Source organism: Pseudomonas sp. BGA-UO-ETr-WB11 (assembly GCF_059567785.1).
Genome location: NZ_JCAQOS010000005.1, coordinates 129,640 through 145,693, shown reverse-complemented (window position 1 = coordinate 145,693; position 16,054 = coordinate 129,640). Strand labels below are relative to the sequence as shown.

The following is a 16,054-nucleotide window of genomic DNA, read 5'->3' as shown; positions in this document are numbered from 1 at the left end:
TCACTTGTGATAAGGGTGCCCGGACAACACCGTCCAGGCGCGATAAATCTGCTCACCAATCAGGATGCGCACCAACGGATGCGGCAGCGTCAACGGCGACAGCGACCAGCGCTGCTCACTGCGTGCACAGACTTCCGGCGCCAGGCCCTCGGGACCGCCGACCATCAAGTTGACGGTGCGCGCATCCAGGCGCCAGCGATCCAGTTCGACCGCCAGTTGCTCGGTGCTCCACGGCTTGCCTTCGACTTCCAGAGTGACAATGCGTTCCCCTGGCTGCACCTTGCTCAGCATCGCCTCGCCTTCCTGACGAATCAGGCGCGCCACGTCCGCGTTCTTGCCGCGGGTATTGAGCGGGATTTCCACCAAGTCCAAAGCAAGCTCGGAGGGCAGGCGCTTGGCATATTCATGCCAGCCTTCCTCCACCCACTTGGGCATCCGCGAGCCCACAGCGATCAAACGCAAGCGCACAGGCGGGCCTTACTCTGGATCGGCGGTGAACTGTTCCGGGCTGTGCTGGGCACGGCTCAACTCGGCGCCTTGCCACAGACGCTCAAGGTCGTAGAACTGACGCGCGGTCGGCAGCATCACGTGAACGACCACGTCGCCGAGGTCGAGCAGCGCCCACTCGCCGGTGTCCAGGCCTTCACTGCCGAGCGGACGCACGCCCTGCTCCTTGACCTTTTCCAGCACGTTGTCGACCAGCGATTTAACGTGACGGCTGGAGCTGCCGCTGGCGATTACCATGAAGTCGGTGACGCTGGTCTTTTCCCGCACGTTGATGCTGACAATGTCTTGGGCCTTGACGTCTTCCAGGGCCGCGATGGCCAGCTTGGCCACTTCTTCACTGGTCAGTTGGTGTGCTTGTTTTGGCTTTTGCATAAATAACTCGTTCTCATGTTCAGTTCGACGCACGGTACAGTCCGTGCGTATGGATATAGGCCAGCACCGGGTCAGGCACCAGAAACCGTGCCGATTTACCGCTGGCCAGCAGGTGGCGGATCTGCGTGGCGGACACCGCCAACGGCGTCTGCCGCAGCAAGGCAATTTGCCCGCCCGGCCCACGCAGTGCCTGTGGATCTTTAACTTCGCGCGCCGCCAGCAACTGGCTCAGAGCCGGCGGTAAAACCCCACCGGCATCCGGGCGTTGCAGCACCAGCAGATGGCAGTGGTTCAATAACTCGTCCCAGCGGTGCCAACTCGGCAGTCCGCAAAAGGCATCCCAGCCCAGCAGCAGTAACAACTGATCGTCTGCCGCCAACTCACCGCGCAACGACAGCAGGGTATCAATGCTGTAGGACGGGCGATCGCGTTGCAGCTCGCGATCATCCACCTGTAACGGCGGGCTACCCGCTACGGCCAGCGCCACCATGGCCAGACGATCCGCTGCCGACACCTGCGGCGCCTGCCGATGGGGCGGGCGGGCGCTGGGAATCAGACGCAGCTCATCAAGGCTCAACTGCTCAGCCACTTCCAGCGCACCGCGCAGGTGACCGATATGGATCGGATCAAAGGTGCCGCCCAGCAAGCCGATACGTTTGGCCATCAGGTGCGGATATGTCCATCACCGAAAACCACGTACTTCTCACTGGTCAGACCATCCAGACCAACCGGGCCACGGGCGTGCAGCTTGTCGGTGGAAATACCGATCTCAGCGCCCAGACCGTATTCAAAACCATCGGCGAAACGGGTCGAGGCATTGACCATCACCGAGGCGGAATCCACCTCGGTGAGGAAGCGCCGCGCATCACTGAAGTTCTCGGTGATGATCGCGTCGGTGTGCTGGGAGCCGTAATGGTTGATGTGCTCGATGGCCGCATCCAGCGAGTCGACGATGCGAATCGCCAGGATTGGCGCGTTGTACTCGGCAAACCAGTCGTCTTCGCTCGCTTCCAGCACGTCGCTGCCCAGCAGCGCGCGGGTCGCGGCATCACCACGCAACTCGACGCCTTTGTCGCGATAGATCGCCGCCAGTGGTGGCAGCACCTTGTCGGCCACGGCTGCGTGTACCAGCAAGGTTTCCATGGCGTTGCACGGTGAGTAGCGCTGGGTCTTGGCGTTGTCGGCAACGCGGATGGCCTTATCGAGGTCCGCGGCGATGTCGATATAGACATGGCAGACGCCGTCCAGGTGCTTGATCACCGGCACCTTGGCATCGCGACTGATGCGTTCAATCAGACCCTTGCCACCACGTGGCACGATCACGTCGACAAATTCCGGCATGGTAATCAGCGCACCAACAGCTGCGCGGTCAGTGGTTTTCACTACCTGAACGGCACTCGCCGGCAAGCCGGCTTCGGCCAGACCAAGCTGAATGCAGCGGGCAATCGCCTGATTGGAATGAATCGCCTCGGAACCGCCGCGCAGAATGGTGGCGTTGCCGGACTTCAGGCACAGGCTGGCGGCATCGATGGTCACGTTCGGCCGCGACTCATAAATAATGCCGATCACACCCAGCGGCACGCGCATCTTGCCGACCTGAATACCCGACGGCAGGTAACGCATATCGCGGATCTCGCCGATCGGGTCCGGTAGCGTGGCGACCTGGCGCAAGCCTTCGATCATCGAATCGATCACCGCCGGGGTCAGCGCCAGACGGTCAACCATGGCCGGTTCCAGACCATTGGCGCGAGCAGCAGCCAGGTCCAGTTCATTGGCGGCAACCAATTCATCGCGGCCTGCATCCAGCGCGGCGGCGGCGGCCTGCAGGGCACGGTTTTTCTGCGCGGTACTGGCGCGCGCAAGCACGCGCGAAGCGCTGCGGGCGGCCTGTCCCAGGCGGGTCATATAGTCGAGCACGGACTCAGTCATGATTTTGGCAAGTCTGGCGGTTGAAAAAAGTCGCTGAGTATAACGGGCGCGCCGCTCCACGCCCAGCGCTGCGCGGCGGACGGTAAACACGCCGTTCGCCGCAGCCACGGGTAACGCCGCCAAACCCCGAGCGACAGGGCACCGCGAGGAACAGTGACAACCGCACGGCCCGCGCCCATACAGGCCGCCCGAAGGTTGGGTAAACAAAATCGCCAGCAATGTTTACCTTGCAAGCATCCCAGCGCCGGCGCCGTTTGCCGCAGCAGCCAAAGAACAAGAGGCGGACCACCGCCGGAGTGCTCGCCATGCGTTATCACTGCGACTATCAGCCCAGCCTGCTCGGCAGCGCCCCCCAGGTGCTGCACATCGGCCCTTGGCGCCTGCACTACCTGGCATTCTCGCACCATGCGACAGACAATCGGCCGCCGGTGCTGCTGCTGGGCGGCGCTTTCCAGAGCTTTCGTTCGTTTGCCAGCGAAGTCGGTGAGTTGCTGAATGAACACCCGGTGATTCTTCTCGACCTGCCGAGCCAGGGCGGCAATCTGCAACTGGCCGCCGAGTTATCCCTGGTTCAGCTGGCCGATCTGATCGCGGACTTTATCGAAGAACTGCAATTGCCACCCGTGATGCCTATTGGCCTCTCCTACGGCTCAGCCCTGGCCGCCCTGTTTGCCGCCCGCCATCCGCAACACTGCGCACGCCTGCTGCTGTCGGGAATCACCGCCCTGGCTCGTCCCGGTGCCCGACGCTTGCTGCAAGAGGGCTTGGACCTACTCAGCGGCGATCAGGCGGACGCCTTCGCCCAGGGTGCATTGACCGGCCTGCTCAACCCCCTGCACGCCCAGGACACCGGCGTTTCTCCGGCGTTTCGCAAAGCCCTGCTACGACAAATGCAGCGCCTGACCCCTACGGAAATCGAGCGTTACCAGCAGAACACCCGACGCTTGCTGGACTTCTCAGGTTTTGCGGCCTACCCGCAGTGTCCAACCCTCCTGCTGGCCGGGGAGCACGATCACTTCACCCAACCGTGGGAGCATGCGCTCTTCGCCGCCGCGTGCCGCGATGCCGACTGCGTGCTGATCCATCAGGCCGACCACCTGGCACAATTCGAACGGCGCGAAGCCTGCGCGCGCCTGTACAACCCGTTTCTGCGTGGCGAGGCCTTGCCGACCGTCACCCCCGGCGCCAGTCGCCTGGCGCGCAGTCAATTGCTGCAATTGAACAAACGTCACGAAGTGCGCCGGCCGCCACTAAGCCGACGCGCCACCCTGCGCCAGACCGACGGCGGTGAATGGTCGGTGGAAATGACAGAACTGGGTTTCTTCGGCGGCCTGCTGCAAGGCAACGTGCCGATGGCCGATGGTCGTGGCTGGCAACTGCAACTGGCCGACCACAGCCGGCATGCCTTGCTGCCGCTGCGCCATGATCGCGACGGCCTAGCCTTCGTCTTCGTCCATAGCGATGCCGATGCCAGTACGGCGCTCGCCGCCCAACTGCGGCCAACTCGCCTATCGGCAGCGGCCTGCGCCTGAAGCCACAGAGGCTTGCAGGCCGTTTTTTAGCACCCGGCTAAACCCGCGCCTCGATCACCCGCACCAGGCTGGCCTGACTCAGCACTGGCAACCCCAGGGCTGCCGCGTGCAGGCCCGGGTCCAGCACCTCGGTGCGAGCAAAACCGCAGCGAGCAAATCCCGCGGCAATCGAGTCAGCATCACGGTAATGCAGCGGATAGCTGCCACGGGTCAGACGCCCAACCAGCTCAACCCCCCAGCGCAGTTGCCGGTAACGCGGGTGCTCCTGCAAGTCCGGATAGAGCTCCGTCAGATACGTAGCCTGAGGGAAGCGCTGCAACTGCACAGCCAGTCGACTCCAAAAGCCCTCGATCACCGCCAGCTCGAAGTAATTGACCAGCCCCTCGGTAATCACCAGTACCGGTCGAGTTGGGTCCAGGTCGGCGAACAGACTGGCCAGACTCGCAGCGCCTTGGGCGGCGAGGATATCCACGTTCTTCACCTGGTGCTGGCCGTTCAACCAGCCCTGCCCCTGCAACAGCAAGCGCTTGCGTGCAGCCATCTGCGGCAGGTCCGCTTCCAAATAGCGCAATTGCGGGTAACGGGCAGTAAAGCGCCGACCACGAGGGGATAGACCGCAGGCAATCTCGACAACCTGCTCAACCCCCTCATGTTCAATGGCCTGGGTCAGGCGCGCATCAATCAGTAGATGCCGTTGCAACAGCAAACTATCGAGGTCCAGGCCAAAGCCGACCCGCGCGCTCCAGGTAATCGGCCGCAGCAGGCCATGGGCCCAGCGACCAAAACGGGTGACAAAGGCAGGATCCGCCAATTGATGGCGATACCAGACATAGCCGGTGTAATGGGCACTGGGGGAAATGTGCGCACTGCTGGCTCGGGGGCGCTCAGCCATGGGACAAACTCTTATTGTTATGATGGCCGCCAGACTATGCCCCAGTGCCCAACCGTGACAGCCCATGCCTGACGATCCCATCCTTAGTTTGCCCTGGCCCAAGGCCCGCCCACTGGACGATGGTTTCTTTCAGCGTGACGCCCAATGCGTAGCCCGAGAACTGCTCGGCAAAGTCATCCGCCACCGGGTCAACGGCCAGTGGCTGGCGGCCCGCATCATCGAAACTGAAGCCTATTACCTGGCGGAAAAAGGCAGCCACGCGTCCCTTGGCTACACGGAAAAGCGCCGCGCGCTGTTCCTGCCCGGCGGGCATATCTACATGTATTACGCCCGCGGTGGCGACTCACTGAACTTCAGCGCCGAAGGCCCCGGCAACGCCGTGCTGATCAAAGCCGCCAGCCCCTGGCAAGACCTGCACTCGCCGGACGCTGCAGTGCTCGCCATGCAGCGCAACAACCCTTCGGCACAGGGCCAACCACGCCCGCTGGAACGCCTGTGCAGCGGCCAGACTCTGCTGTGCCGCGCCCTTGGCCTGAAGGTGCCGGAATGGAACGGCCAGCGCTTCGATCATCAACGTCTGTTTGTTGACGACCTCGGCTTGCAGCCGTCCGCGATCATCCAAACCACCCGCCTGGGCATCCCCGCCGGGCGCGACGAACACCTGCCTTATCGCTTTGTCGATGCCGCCTTCGCCCGCCACTGCACGCGCAACCCGCTGCGCCGTGGCCAGCTGGAAGGCCGCGACTACCAGCGCCTGACTGTTGAGGAACACCTGCATGCTTGAAAGTTTTGACAGCCTGATCGCCTGGCTGGCCCAGCACCCCGAGTGGCTGGGTTGGGCGATCTTTCTGGTGGCCTGCATTGAGTGCCTGGCCCTGGCCGGCATTCTGGTGCCCGGCGTTGCCATCCTTTTCGGCCTCGGTGTCCTGGCCGGCGGCGGCGTGCTCAGCCTCGGCGAAACCCTGTTGCTGGCGCTGAGCGGCGGCCTGTTGGGCGATGCGCTGTCGTACGCCATCGGCCGCCGTTTTCATCAGCGTATCCGCCGCCTGCCGTTGCTGCGCGACCACCCAGAATGGTTGGACAGTGCCGAGCAGTACATGCGCCGCTACGGCGTTGGCAGTCTGCTGATCGGCCGCTTTATCGGCCCACTGCGACCGATGTTACCGCTGATGGCCGGCATGCTCGACATGCCGCTAGGACGTTTTCTCGCCGTAAGCGTGCTGGCCGCCTGCGGCTGGTCGGTGGCTTACCTGCTGCCCGGCTGGGCTACCGGCGCCGCCCTACGCCTGCCGCTACCAGAGGGATTCTGGGGCCAGGCCGGGGTCGTCGCCGGCGGCCTGGGGGCGTGGTTGCTGCTGAGCATCCACAGCAGCCTACGCCAACAACCGCGCGCCGCGGCCCTGGCCAGCGGGCTCGGCGCGGTGCTGCTGGTCGGCCTGCTGCTCGGCTGGAAGCATCTGAATGAATTCGACCACGGCCTGCTGGCCCTGCTGCAAAGCGAACGCAGCCCGGCCCTGGACAGCCTGATGGTGCTGGCCACGCGCCTGGGCGACTTCGCCAGCCAAGCGGCCGTCGCCGGCCTGCTGGTGGCACTGCTGTTGCTCAGCCGGCAGTGGCGCGCTGCCCTGTTTGCCGGCAGCGCCCTGCTGTTCACCGCCCTCAGTAATGGCGCGCTGAAACACCTGCTGGCGCGCACCCGTCCGGAGGTGCTGCTCGACCCGTTGCACAGCTACAGCCTACCCAGCGGCCACAGCTCGGCAGCCTTCGCCTTTTGCCTGGTGTTGGCGCTGCTCGCCGGTCGTGGCCAGCCGCCGCGCTGGCGCCTGACATGGCTGCTGCTGGCCAGCCTGCCGGCCAGCAGCATTGCCCTGTCGCGAGTCTACCTAGGGGTGCACTGGCCCACCGACATCCTCGCCGGCGCATTACTCGCCAGCTGCTGGTGCGCCCTGTGTATGGCGGTCTGCGAACGACAACGGCCACTGCCCGCCCTGGCGGCCAAAGCCTGGTGGCTAATCATCCCGGCCTGCGCGGCCCTGCTGGTGGCCATCACCACCAGCGCCTTGCCGGAGGCGCTGCTGCGCTACCGCTACTGAATCAAGCCAGCATCTCGCCCTGTAGGCGATCAAGCAGGCTCTGGATCAGCGCCAACTGCTCAGTCGGCTGCGGCAGCGCCAGCAAGGCCAGCTTTTGCTCCAGAGTGAACGGCAGCAGATAAGCCAGCTGATTGGCTAGGCTCTGCTGGCCGCTGACCGTGCCATCCAAGCCCAGCCCAGCCACCAGCGGGTGCTCAGCCAGGGTGGCCAGCAGAGCGACGAGATCAGCCTGCTCAATGGCCAGCGGCAGATCATCTCCTGACTGCAACCATTGCACGTCGGCCAGCAGTAACTGATCGGCCTGCACCTGGGTGGCGCCGACGCGAAAGCGCCGGCCGCCCTCCACGCGGATGCCCAACAAGCCATTGGGCAGCTTTTCCCAATCGCGGATCAGCGCCTCGCAGCCCAGCTCGGCGCAGTGGGTGGCGGCCGCACCGACCTCCTGACCTGCCAGCAAACCGACCACCCCGAAGCCACTGCCCTGTTTCAGACAGCGCGTGAGCATGTCCAGATAACGCGGCTCGAACAGCTGCAAGTCGAGGGTGCAACCGGGAAACAACACGGTATTGAGGGGAAACAACGGCAACATCACAGACTCCTCGCTCATACCAGCAACGCCACCACCAGCGGCAGAAACACCGCGGTGGCCACGCCCATCAGGCTCATCGCCAAGGCGGCAAAGGCGCCGCTCTCTTCGTGCTCCTGCAGCGCCCGTGCGGTGCCGACCGCATGGGCGGTCAGCCCCAGAGCCATGCCTTGCGCCGCCGGGTGATGCACGCCAATGCGGCGCAACAACTCCGGCCCGCACATAGCGCCCAGCACCCCGGTAATCAGCACGAACACTGCAGCCAGGGCGGCCACGCCACCAATCTGCTCGGCCACCAGCATGGCGATCGGCGAGGTTACCGACTTCGGCGCCATGGTCATCAAAATCATCTGCTCGGCGCCAAAGGCCCAGGCCAGCGCCACACCCAGCAGCGTCGCCACTACCCCGCCAATCAGCAGGGTGAGCAGGGTAGGCCACAGCAGCTGACGGATGCGCCGCAGGTTGACGAACAACGGCACCGCCAGCGCCACCGTGGCCGGGCCGAGCAGGATGATCAGCAACTGTGCGCTCTGCTGGTATTCGCGGTAGCTGAGACCACATGCCAGCAACACGCCGATCACTGCCAGCATCGACAGCAGCACCGGCTGCAGCACGGGCTTCAACAGCTGCCAGCGATTGCGCTCATAGGCCGCCAGCGCCAACTGATAGGCGCCGAGGGTAATGCCCACGCCAAACAACGGGTGGTGGATCAGCGCCTGCCAGGCGGCGTGCCAGTCGAGGCTCATGGCTCACCCCGACGGCGCGTCTGCCGGTCGATAAGCGTCTGCATCAACCAACCGGTGAACAGCAGCGACAGCAGCAACGACAGCACCAGCGCGCCGACAATCGCCCAGAAGTCGGCAACAATCGCCTCGGCATAAACCATCACCCCGACGGCCGCCGGCACCAGCAGTAACGGCAGGTAGCGCAGCAGGCCGCTGGCGGCAACGCTCAGCGGCTCGCCGACTTCGCCGCTGACGAGAAGAAAAATGAACAGCAGCAGCATGCCGATGATCGGCCCGGGCAGCATGGACAGGAACAGTACGTTGATGGCGGTGCCGAGTAATTGAAACAGCACCAGCCAGGTCAGGCCGCGTAACAGCATGGGAGTCTCCAGCGAGATGGCGCGGCCATTATGGCACGTCATTCCGAGGCGATAACTTACACATTGGCATGCTCTTCGCGGCTTGACCGGGCAGGCCCTGCATGGTGATCTAGGGGTCAAGGAGTTACACCCCTAAAAATAACAACACCCGCGCCCCCAAGGAGCATCTATGCCGCTCGTACCCGTAGCAGAACTCAAGGACTATATCGGCAAGGAACTCGGCAGTTCCGACTGGCTGACCATCGACCAAGAGCGCATCAACCAGTTTGCCGAATGCACCGGCGACCACCAGTTCATCCACGTCGATCCAGAAAAAGCCAAGCTGACCCCGTTCGGCAGCACCATTGCTCACGGCTTTCTGTCGTTGTCGCTGGTGCCGATGCTGATGGAAAAAATCATGATCATGCCGCAAGGCCTGAAGATGGCCGTCAACTATGGCCTCGACAGCGTGCGCTTTATCCAGCCGGTCAAGGTCAACTCCAAGGTGCGCCTGGTGGTGACCCTGGTCGATGCCAACGAAAAGAACCCCGGCCAGTGGCTGCTTAAAGCCAAAGCCGTGCTGGAAATCGAAGGCTCACCGAAACCGGCCTACATCGCCGAACCGCTGACCCTCTGCTTCGTCTGAACGCAGACGCAGTGCCGTAACCTGCACGGGGCGCCAATGGCGCCCCGTGTGCATTTCTCCCCCGCTACTTTGCGGCATACTGCCCAAGCCTCGTCGACCTGGATGTCTGCCATGCGCCACCTGCTTGCCCCCTTAAGCCTTGCCTTGCTCTTGACCGCCTGTGGCCAGGGCGAACCCCTGACTCCGCCCAATGCTGTGCTGCCGGATGGTGGCCGCTACCGTGGCGAGGTTGTCGACGGTTTACTGCAGGGCCAGGGGCGGGTCGATTACCGCAATGGCAGTTGGTACGCCGGGCAGTTCAAGGACGGCCAAGCCGACGGCCACGGTGAATGGCAGGGCAGCAATGGCGAGCGCTATGTCGGCGAATTCCGTCAGGGCCTGTTCCACGGCCAGGGCGAGCTCAGCGATGCGGACGGCAACCGCTATCAGGGCCAATTCAAGCACGGCCGCCGCCACGGCGAAGGCCAGTTGCAGCAAGGGGCGCTGAGTTACCGCGGCGGTTTCAAGGCCGACCGCTATCACGGCTTCGGCACCCTCGACCTGCCCGACGGCAGCCGCTACCAGGGCGCTTTCAAACAGGGCGAACCCAGCGGTCAAGGCAGCCGCAGCGACGCCGAAGGCGAACGCTTCACCGGCGAGTTCGTCCATGGCCAGCTCAACGGCCAGGGCAGCTACAGCGGCAGCGATGGCGCCAGCTACAGCGGCGCATTCCGCGACAATCAGTTCCACGGCCAGGGCCGCTATGAAAGTGCCGAGGGTGAAGTGTGGCTGGGCACTTTCAAGCAGGGCGCGCTGACCGGTCCAGGGGAATTCCATGGCGGCGACCAGCGCCACTACCAGGGCCAGTTCAGCCACTGGCGCTTTGCCGGCCAGGGCCGTTTGAGCCTGGCTGACGGCAGCGTCTACGAGGGTCAGTTCGCCCGTGACCTGTACCACGGCCCAGGACGCATGACCCTTGCCGATGGCACCGTGCAGGCCGGCGAATGGCACTACGGCGAACGGCGCAGCGACGAACACCAGAAAACCATCAGCGATCCGCTGGAACTGGGTTTACTGGCCCAGGGCGCGCTACTCGAACAAGCCTTGGCGGCCGTCCCCGCCTCGACCCCAGCGATTGAGCTGTACAGCCTGACGGTGGCTGGCGATGGCCAGCAGAGCGTGTTCCTGCGCGAGGCCGACTTCGCCAATCAGCTGATCAGCCAGCGCTTTGGCGCCCGCGGCCAGATCAGCCTGATCAACCACCGCGACCACCTGCAAGACCGCCCCCTGGCCACCCGCGAAAATCTCAGCCGCGCGGTGCAGACCCTGGCCCAGCGCAGCGGTCCAGAAGACCTGATTTTTATCTACCTGACCAGCCACGGTTCCAGCCGCCATGAGCTGTCCCTGGTGCAGCCACGCCTGGAACTCAACGACCTGCCCGCCAACGCCCTGGCCGAGGTGCTCAAGCCCTTGCAGCAACGGCACAAGGTGGTGGTGGTTTCCGCCTGCTATTCAGGCGGTTTTATCCCGCCCCTGAAAGATGCCAAGACCCTGGTGATCAGCGCGGCGCGCGCCGACCGGGTGTCCTTTGGCTGCTCGGAAGACGCCGACCTCACCTACTTCGGCCGCGCCTTCCTGAGCGACGCCCTGAACCAGACGGACGACTTGCAGCAGGCCTTTGAGCTGGCAAAGAAGCACATTGCCGCACGAGAAAAAGCGGAAGACTTCCAACCCTCTGAGCCGCAGATCTGGGCACCCAAAGCGGTGCTCGCTCAATGGCACAAAATGCGTAAACAACAGGCCGAAAAGGCGCTGAGCGCCACGAGCACGGACAAACCAAGAGCCAGCCACTAAGCTGACCATTACTACTCTGAGAGCCTGTCTATGTACCTGACCCCGCAACGCATTTTGCTCGCCGGCGCCACTGGCCTGACCGGCGAACACCTGCTCGACCGCCTGCTCAATGAGCCGACCGTGGCCCGCGTGCTGGCCCCAAGCCGCAGGCCACTGGCGGCCCATCCGCACTTGGAGAACCCGGTCGGCGAGCTGGCTGCGCTGCTGCCACACCTGAGCGGCAATATTGATATCGCCTTCTGCTGCCTGGGCACCACGATCAAGCAAGCCGGCTCCGAGACGGCCTTTCGCGCCGTCGACCATGATTTGGTCCTGGCCTTTGCCGAACGCGCTCGCGCCCTCGGCGCCCGCCACCTGCTGGTGATCAGCGCCCTGGGCGCCGATGCGCACTCGGCAGTGTTCTACAACCGGGTCAAAGGCGAACTGGAAGCTGCGCTGCAGGCTCAGGACTGGCCACAACTGACCATCGTCCGACCGTCCCTGCTGCTCGGTGCGCGGCGTGAATTTCGCCTTGGCGAGCGCTTGCTGGCGCCCCTGGCACGCTGGATTCCGGGCAAGTACCGCGGCATCAAGGCCTGCACCCTGGCCCACGCGCTCTGGCGCCTGGCCCTGGAAGAGCAGGACGGCACACGCATCATCGAATCAGACCAACTACGCCGGCTGGGACGCTAAATGAACCTGTACGACCAGCATGTGCTGCCGCACCTGATCGACTTCGCCTGCGGCATGGGCGCGGTGATGAAGACTCGCGCGCAGATCGTCCCGCAGGCCGAGGGCCGGGTACTGGAGATCGGCATCGGCAGCGGCCTGAACCTGAGTTTCTACGACCCGGCCAAGGTCAGTGTGATCGTCGGCGTCGATCCCTCGGCGGCCATGCAGAAGCTGGCCCAGCAACGGGCCGCAGAGATCAGTATCCCGGTCGAAATGATCGCCCTGGAACTGGGGCAGATCCAGGCCGCCGATGCCAGCTTCGACAGCATCGTCTGTACCTTCACACTGTGCACCATCCCCGACGCCATGGCCGCCCTGCAGGAGATGCGCCGGGTGCTCAAACCCGGCGGCAAGCTGCTGTTCAGCGAGCACGGTCTGGCCCCGGACCTGCCCGTGGTGCGCTGGCAAAATCGCCTGACCCCGCTGTGGAAGCCATTCAGCGGCGGCTGCCACCTGAACCGCGATATTCCCGCGCTGATCCGTGCTGGCGGCTTCAGCATTGGCCAGCTCGATAGCAGCTACCTGAAAGGCCCGCGGCCGATGACCTGGGTGTCGCGCGGCTGGGCCGATTAAAGAGCAATTAACGGTGCTGCCACACGCCCTGAGCTAAGGTAAAAATACCTCTTAGGGATTCTTGCCGTGCCCGATAACACCCTGCTGTCTGCCCGCCCCAAAACACCACTGCTGCGCGCCCTGCTGCTGGCCGTAGGGGTGTTAATAAATATCTCGGCCAGTGCGGAAACAGTGCGTGTCGGCGTTTATGCCAACGAACCCAAACTGCTGCTGAACGCCGACGGGCATCTGTCGGGGATTCTCGGCGAGCTGCTGGAACAAATCGCCGAGGCCGAGGGCTGGACCCTGCAAGCGGTGCCCTGCGAGTGGCAACAATGCCTGGAGCAAACCCGTGACGGCACCATCGACCTGATGCCGGACGTCGCCTGGAGCGAAGAGCGGGCAGCCTTCCTCAGCTTTCATACCACCCCGGCCCTGTTCAGCTGGTCACAGCTGTACAGCCAGGGCAACCTACGCCTGGCCTCGCTACTGGACCTGCAAGGTCGACGCATCGCCGTGCTTAAGGGCTCGGTGCAACAGGAGTACCTGAAAAACCTGCTCGACAGCTTTGGCATCCAAGCCGAGCTGCTGCCGCAAAACAGCCTGCTCGACAGCTTTGCCCTGGTGGCCAGCGGCGGTGCCGATGCAGCGGTGGCCAATCAACGCTTTGGCGACTATCAGGCCCCGCGCTTCGGCTTGCGTGACACCAGCATCATGTTCCAGCCGGCGCGGCTGTTTTACGCCAGCGGCAAGGGCCGCAATGGCGCCCTGCTGGCCGCCATCGATCAACGACTGCAATCCCTACAGGCCGACAACCACTCGGTGTACTACCAGATCCTCGAACGCTGGGGCGGCCAGCCACTGCCTCGGCGCATCCCCACGACACTGTGGTGGGGCCTGGCGGCGCTGGTCGCGATGCTGTTCGTGGCCGTGGCCGGCAACCTGTGGCTGCGCCGGCGGGTGGCCGCGCAGACCCGGCACATCCTCAACGAAGAAAAGCGCTTGAACACCATCCTCGACAGCGTCGATGCGTTTATCTACATCAAGGATCACGAGCTGCGCTATCAATACGCCAACCGCAAAGTCTGCGAGCTGTTCGGCCAGCCACAACAGGTCGTGGTCGGCCAGACCGACGCCGCCTTCTTCGATGCCGAGACCGTGACCAACCTGCAGGCAAATGATCGCCTAGTGCTGCAACGGGGCGAACGGGTGGAGACCGAGGAGATCAATCGCAGCGCCGACGGCAGCCCGGCGCACACCTTTCTCTCAGTCAAGATCCCGCTGCGCCATCCAGACGGCTCGATCTACGCCCTGTGCGGGATTTCCACCGACATCAGCGAGCACAAGAAGAACCTCGAACAGATTCATCAACTGGCTTTCTATGACCCCCTCACCGGCCTTGCCAACCGCCGCCTGCTGCTTGATCGCCTGCACCAGGCCCTGACCCGGCAAGGGCGCAAACGCCAGGACGGCGCCCTGCTATTTATCGACCTGGACCGTTTCAAAGACATCAACGACACCCGCGGCCACGCCCTCGGCGACCAACTGCTGCAACAGGTCAGCGAACGCCTGCGCGAGCACAGCCGCGCCGGCGATACCCTGGCGCGCCTCGGCGGCGATGAATTTGTGGTATTGCTTGAAGGCCTGGCGCGTCAGCCCGAGCTGGCCATCAGTGCGATTGAGGCCGCCGCCGGCAAACTACAGCGCAGCCTGGCCGCACCTTACATCCTCGCTGGCCAGTCACACACCTGCACGGCCAGCATTGGCGTGGCATTGTTTTCCGACGCTCAGGGCGATGCCGAAGAGTTGCTCAAGCGCGCGGACCTGGCCATGTACGAAGCCAAGGGTGGTGGGCGCAACGCCTTGCGCTTCTTCAACCCGCAGATGCAAGCGCGCATCAACACCCGCACAGCGCTGGAACGGGAGATGCGCGAAGGCCTGGAGCGTGGCGAATTCTTTCTCCATTACCAACCCCAGATCGGCCTTAACGGCCAGTTACTGGGCGCCGAAGCCCTGGTGCGCTGGCAACACCCGCAGCGCGGCGTGGTATCGCCGGGGGAATTCATCCCGCTGGCCGAGAGCTGCGGCCTGATCCTGCCCCTGGGGCGATTTATCCTGCGCAGCGCCTGTGCCCAACTGGCGACCTGGCGCCAGGACCCACAGTGCACCCAGCTGACCCTGGCGGTGAATGTCAGCGCCCGCCAACTGCACGGCCCGGAGTTTGTCGAAGATGTACTGCACGCCCTGGCCGACAGCGGCGCCAACCCCGCACGCCTGGAGCTGGAGTTGACCGAAAGCCAGCTGGCCGAGGATGTCGAGGCGATGATCGAGCGCATGCTAATTCTGCGTGAGCGCGGCGTGCGCTTTGCCCTGGACGATTTCGGCACCGGCTACTCATCCCTCAGCTACCTCAAGCGCCTGCCACTAGCACGTCTGAAAATCGACCAGAGCTTTGTCCACGATCTGCTCAGCGACGCCAATGATGTGGCCATCGTGCGCACCATCCTCGCCCTCGGCCAAAGCCTGGAGCTGGAGGTGATTGCAGAAGGCGTGGAACGCCAGGAGCAACTCGACCTTCTGCGCCAACTAGGCTGCCGAAAATTCCAGGGCTACCTGTTCGGCCGCCCCGGCCCTGCCGAGGCGCTGGACGCCAGCCAGGTCAACCGCGGTTAAGGCGTGCCACGCAGCTCCAGGGCATCCACCAGCCCGGCCGCAATCACCATGCCCACCAGCTCGGCCAGGGTTTCGGCCTGCATGCGCTTCATCACCCGCGAGCGATAGAGGTCGATGGTCTTGACGCTGATCGCCAGTTGCTCGGCCATTTCCCGGTTGGTGTAGCCCCGCACCAGCGGTAGCAGTACGTCGCGTTCACGGGGGGTCAGGCTGGCCAGGCGTTCCTGCACCGCCTGCAGGCGCGGATCTGCTTGCGCGGTGCTGGCCGGGCGCCGGGCCAGGGCCTCTTGCACGCTGTCCAGCAGCAGCTGCTGGTTATAGGGCTTCTCGATGAAATCCACCGCGCCGGCGCGAAAAGCGCGGACCACGATGGGCACGTCGGCATGCCCGCTGACGAAGATCAGCGGCAACTCGATGCCGCGCCGCCGCAGCTCCTCCTGCACGTTCAGGCCGCCCATGCCGGGCATCCGCACGTCCAGCAGCACGCAGGCATTGCTGGCCGGATCGCAGGCCTCGAGAAAAGCCCGGCCACTGGTAAACGGCAGCGCCTTGAGGCCCACCGACTCCAGCAGCCAGACGGTGGAGTCGAGCATGCCCTGGTCATCATCGACCACGTACACCTGTTGTTGCGCTTGTGCCGGCAT

The 16,054-nt window shown here is 64.1% G+C and carries 17 protein-coding genes; 8 read left to right on the top strand and 9 right to left on the bottom strand.

All coding sequences use genetic code 11. From position 1 onward, the window contains the following. The 4 genes from rlmH to AC56DI_RS06065 are packed head-to-tail and all read right to left on the bottom strand — an operon-like array spanning nt 1 to nt 2,808. The gene (gene rlmH / locus AC56DI_RS06080; protein WP_324518634.1) at nt 1–468 is read right to left on the bottom strand and encodes a 23S rRNA (pseudouridine(1915)-N(3))-methyltransferase RlmH; all 468 of its coding nucleotides are present in this window, start codon (nt 466–468) and stop codon (nt 1–3) included. A gap of 9 nt (nt 469–477) precedes the next feature. Next, nucleotides 478–879: a ribosome silencing factor gene (gene rsfS / locus AC56DI_RS06075; protein WP_422586782.1), complete on the bottom strand. Its 402-nt coding sequence runs from the start codon at nt 877–879 to the stop codon at nt 478–480. A gap of 19 nt (nt 880–898) precedes the next feature. After that, nucleotides 899–1,543: a nicotinate-nucleotide adenylyltransferase gene (nadD, locus tag AC56DI_RS06070; protein ID WP_496345352.1), complete on the bottom strand. Its 645-nt coding sequence runs from the start codon at nt 1,541–1,543 to the stop codon at nt 899–901. Then, nucleotides 1,543–2,808, bottom strand: coding sequence for a glutamate-5-semialdehyde dehydrogenase (locus AC56DI_RS06065; RefSeq protein ID WP_496345351.1), 1,266 nt, complete (start codon nt 2,806–2,808; stop codon nt 1,543–1,545). Before AC56DI_RS06065 ends, nadD begins: the two co-directional genes overlap by 1 nt. Nucleotides 2,809–3,113: 305 nt before the next feature. On the opposite strand from AC56DI_RS06065, the gene AC56DI_RS06060 reads away from it, so the two are divergent. Continuing rightward, nucleotides 3,114–4,340, top strand: coding sequence for an alpha/beta fold hydrolase (locus tag AC56DI_RS06060; protein WP_496345350.1), 1,227 nt, complete (start codon nt 3,114–3,116; stop codon nt 4,338–4,340). A gap of 37 nt (nt 4,341–4,377) precedes the next feature. Here AC56DI_RS06060 and AC56DI_RS06055 read toward each other — a convergent pair whose 3' ends face one another. Next, nucleotides 4,378–5,232 carry a class I SAM-dependent methyltransferase gene (locus tag AC56DI_RS06055; RefSeq protein ID WP_496345349.1) on the bottom strand — a complete coding sequence of 285 codons (855 nt, stop codon included), beginning with the start codon at nt 5,230–5,232 and terminating at the stop codon, nt 4,378–4,380. A 64-nt stretch (nt 5,233–5,296) separates the two neighbouring features. On the opposite strand from AC56DI_RS06055, the gene AC56DI_RS06050 reads away from it, so the two are divergent. Together AC56DI_RS06050 and AC56DI_RS06045 are read left to right on the top strand one after the other, a co-directional pair. Beyond that, entirely contained in the window at nt 5,297–6,016 is a 720-nt protein-coding gene (locus AC56DI_RS06050) for a DNA-3-methyladenine glycosylase (protein ID WP_496345348.1), read from the top strand. Continuing rightward, nucleotides 6,009–7,325, top strand: coding sequence for a bifunctional DedA family/phosphatase PAP2 family protein (locus AC56DI_RS06045; RefSeq protein WP_496345347.1), 1,317 nt, complete (start codon nt 6,009–6,011; stop codon nt 7,323–7,325). Before AC56DI_RS06050 ends, AC56DI_RS06045 begins: the two co-directional genes overlap by 8 nt. Before the next feature lies 1 nt (nt 7,326). Here the strand turns inward: AC56DI_RS06045 and AC56DI_RS06040 are convergent, their stop codons facing one another. From AC56DI_RS06040 to AC56DI_RS06030, 3 genes are read right to left on the bottom strand one after another with little or no spacing between them, the layout of a single operon-like run. Next, nucleotides 7,327–7,917: an LON peptidase substrate-binding domain-containing protein gene (locus tag AC56DI_RS06040; RefSeq protein ID WP_496345813.1), complete on the bottom strand. Its 591-nt coding sequence runs from the start codon at nt 7,915–7,917 to the stop codon at nt 7,327–7,329. A gap of 11 nt (nt 7,918–7,928) precedes the next feature. After that, nucleotides 7,929–8,657: an LrgB family protein gene (locus AC56DI_RS06035; protein ID WP_496345346.1), complete on the bottom strand. Its 729-nt coding sequence runs from the start codon at nt 8,655–8,657 to the stop codon at nt 7,929–7,931. Beyond that, nucleotides 8,654–9,016, bottom strand: a complete 363-nt coding sequence (locus tag AC56DI_RS06030) for a CidA/LrgA family protein (RefSeq protein WP_496345345.1) — start codon at nt 9,014–9,016, stop codon at nt 8,654–8,656. Before AC56DI_RS06030 ends, AC56DI_RS06035 begins: the two co-directional genes overlap by 4 nt. A 169-nt stretch (nt 9,017–9,185) precedes the next feature. On the opposite strand from AC56DI_RS06030, the gene AC56DI_RS06025 reads away from it, so the two are divergent. From AC56DI_RS06025 to AC56DI_RS06005, 5 genes are all read left to right on the top strand, one after another. Further along, on the top strand, nt 9,186–9,641 hold the full coding sequence (locus tag AC56DI_RS06025; RefSeq protein ID WP_422586774.1) for a MaoC family dehydratase: 456 nt from the start codon (nt 9,186–9,188) through the stop codon (nt 9,639–9,641). A gap of 111 nt (nt 9,642–9,752) precedes the next feature. Further along, entirely contained in the window at nt 9,753–11,474 is a 1,722-nt protein-coding gene (locus AC56DI_RS06020; protein WP_496345344.1) for a C13 family peptidase, read from the top strand. Nucleotides 11,475–11,504: 30 nt separating this feature from the next. Next, nucleotides 11,505–12,146: an oxidoreductase gene (locus AC56DI_RS06015; RefSeq protein WP_496345343.1), complete on the top strand. Its 642-nt coding sequence runs from the start codon at nt 11,505–11,507 to the stop codon at nt 12,144–12,146. Next, on the top strand, nt 12,147–12,758 hold the full coding sequence (locus tag AC56DI_RS06010) for a class I SAM-dependent methyltransferase (RefSeq protein WP_496345342.1): 612 nt from the start codon (nt 12,147–12,149) through the stop codon (nt 12,756–12,758). 66 nt (nt 12,759–12,824) lie between these two features. Further along, on the top strand, nt 12,825–15,410 hold the full coding sequence (locus AC56DI_RS06005; protein WP_496345341.1) for an EAL domain-containing protein: 2,586 nt from the start codon (nt 12,825–12,827) through the stop codon (nt 15,408–15,410). Here AC56DI_RS06005 and AC56DI_RS06000 read toward each other — a convergent pair. Next, nucleotides 15,407–16,054, bottom strand: coding sequence for a response regulator transcription factor (locus tag AC56DI_RS06000; protein WP_496345340.1), 648 nt, complete (start codon nt 16,052–16,054; stop codon nt 15,407–15,409). The genes AC56DI_RS06005 and AC56DI_RS06000 overlap by 4 nt on opposite strands.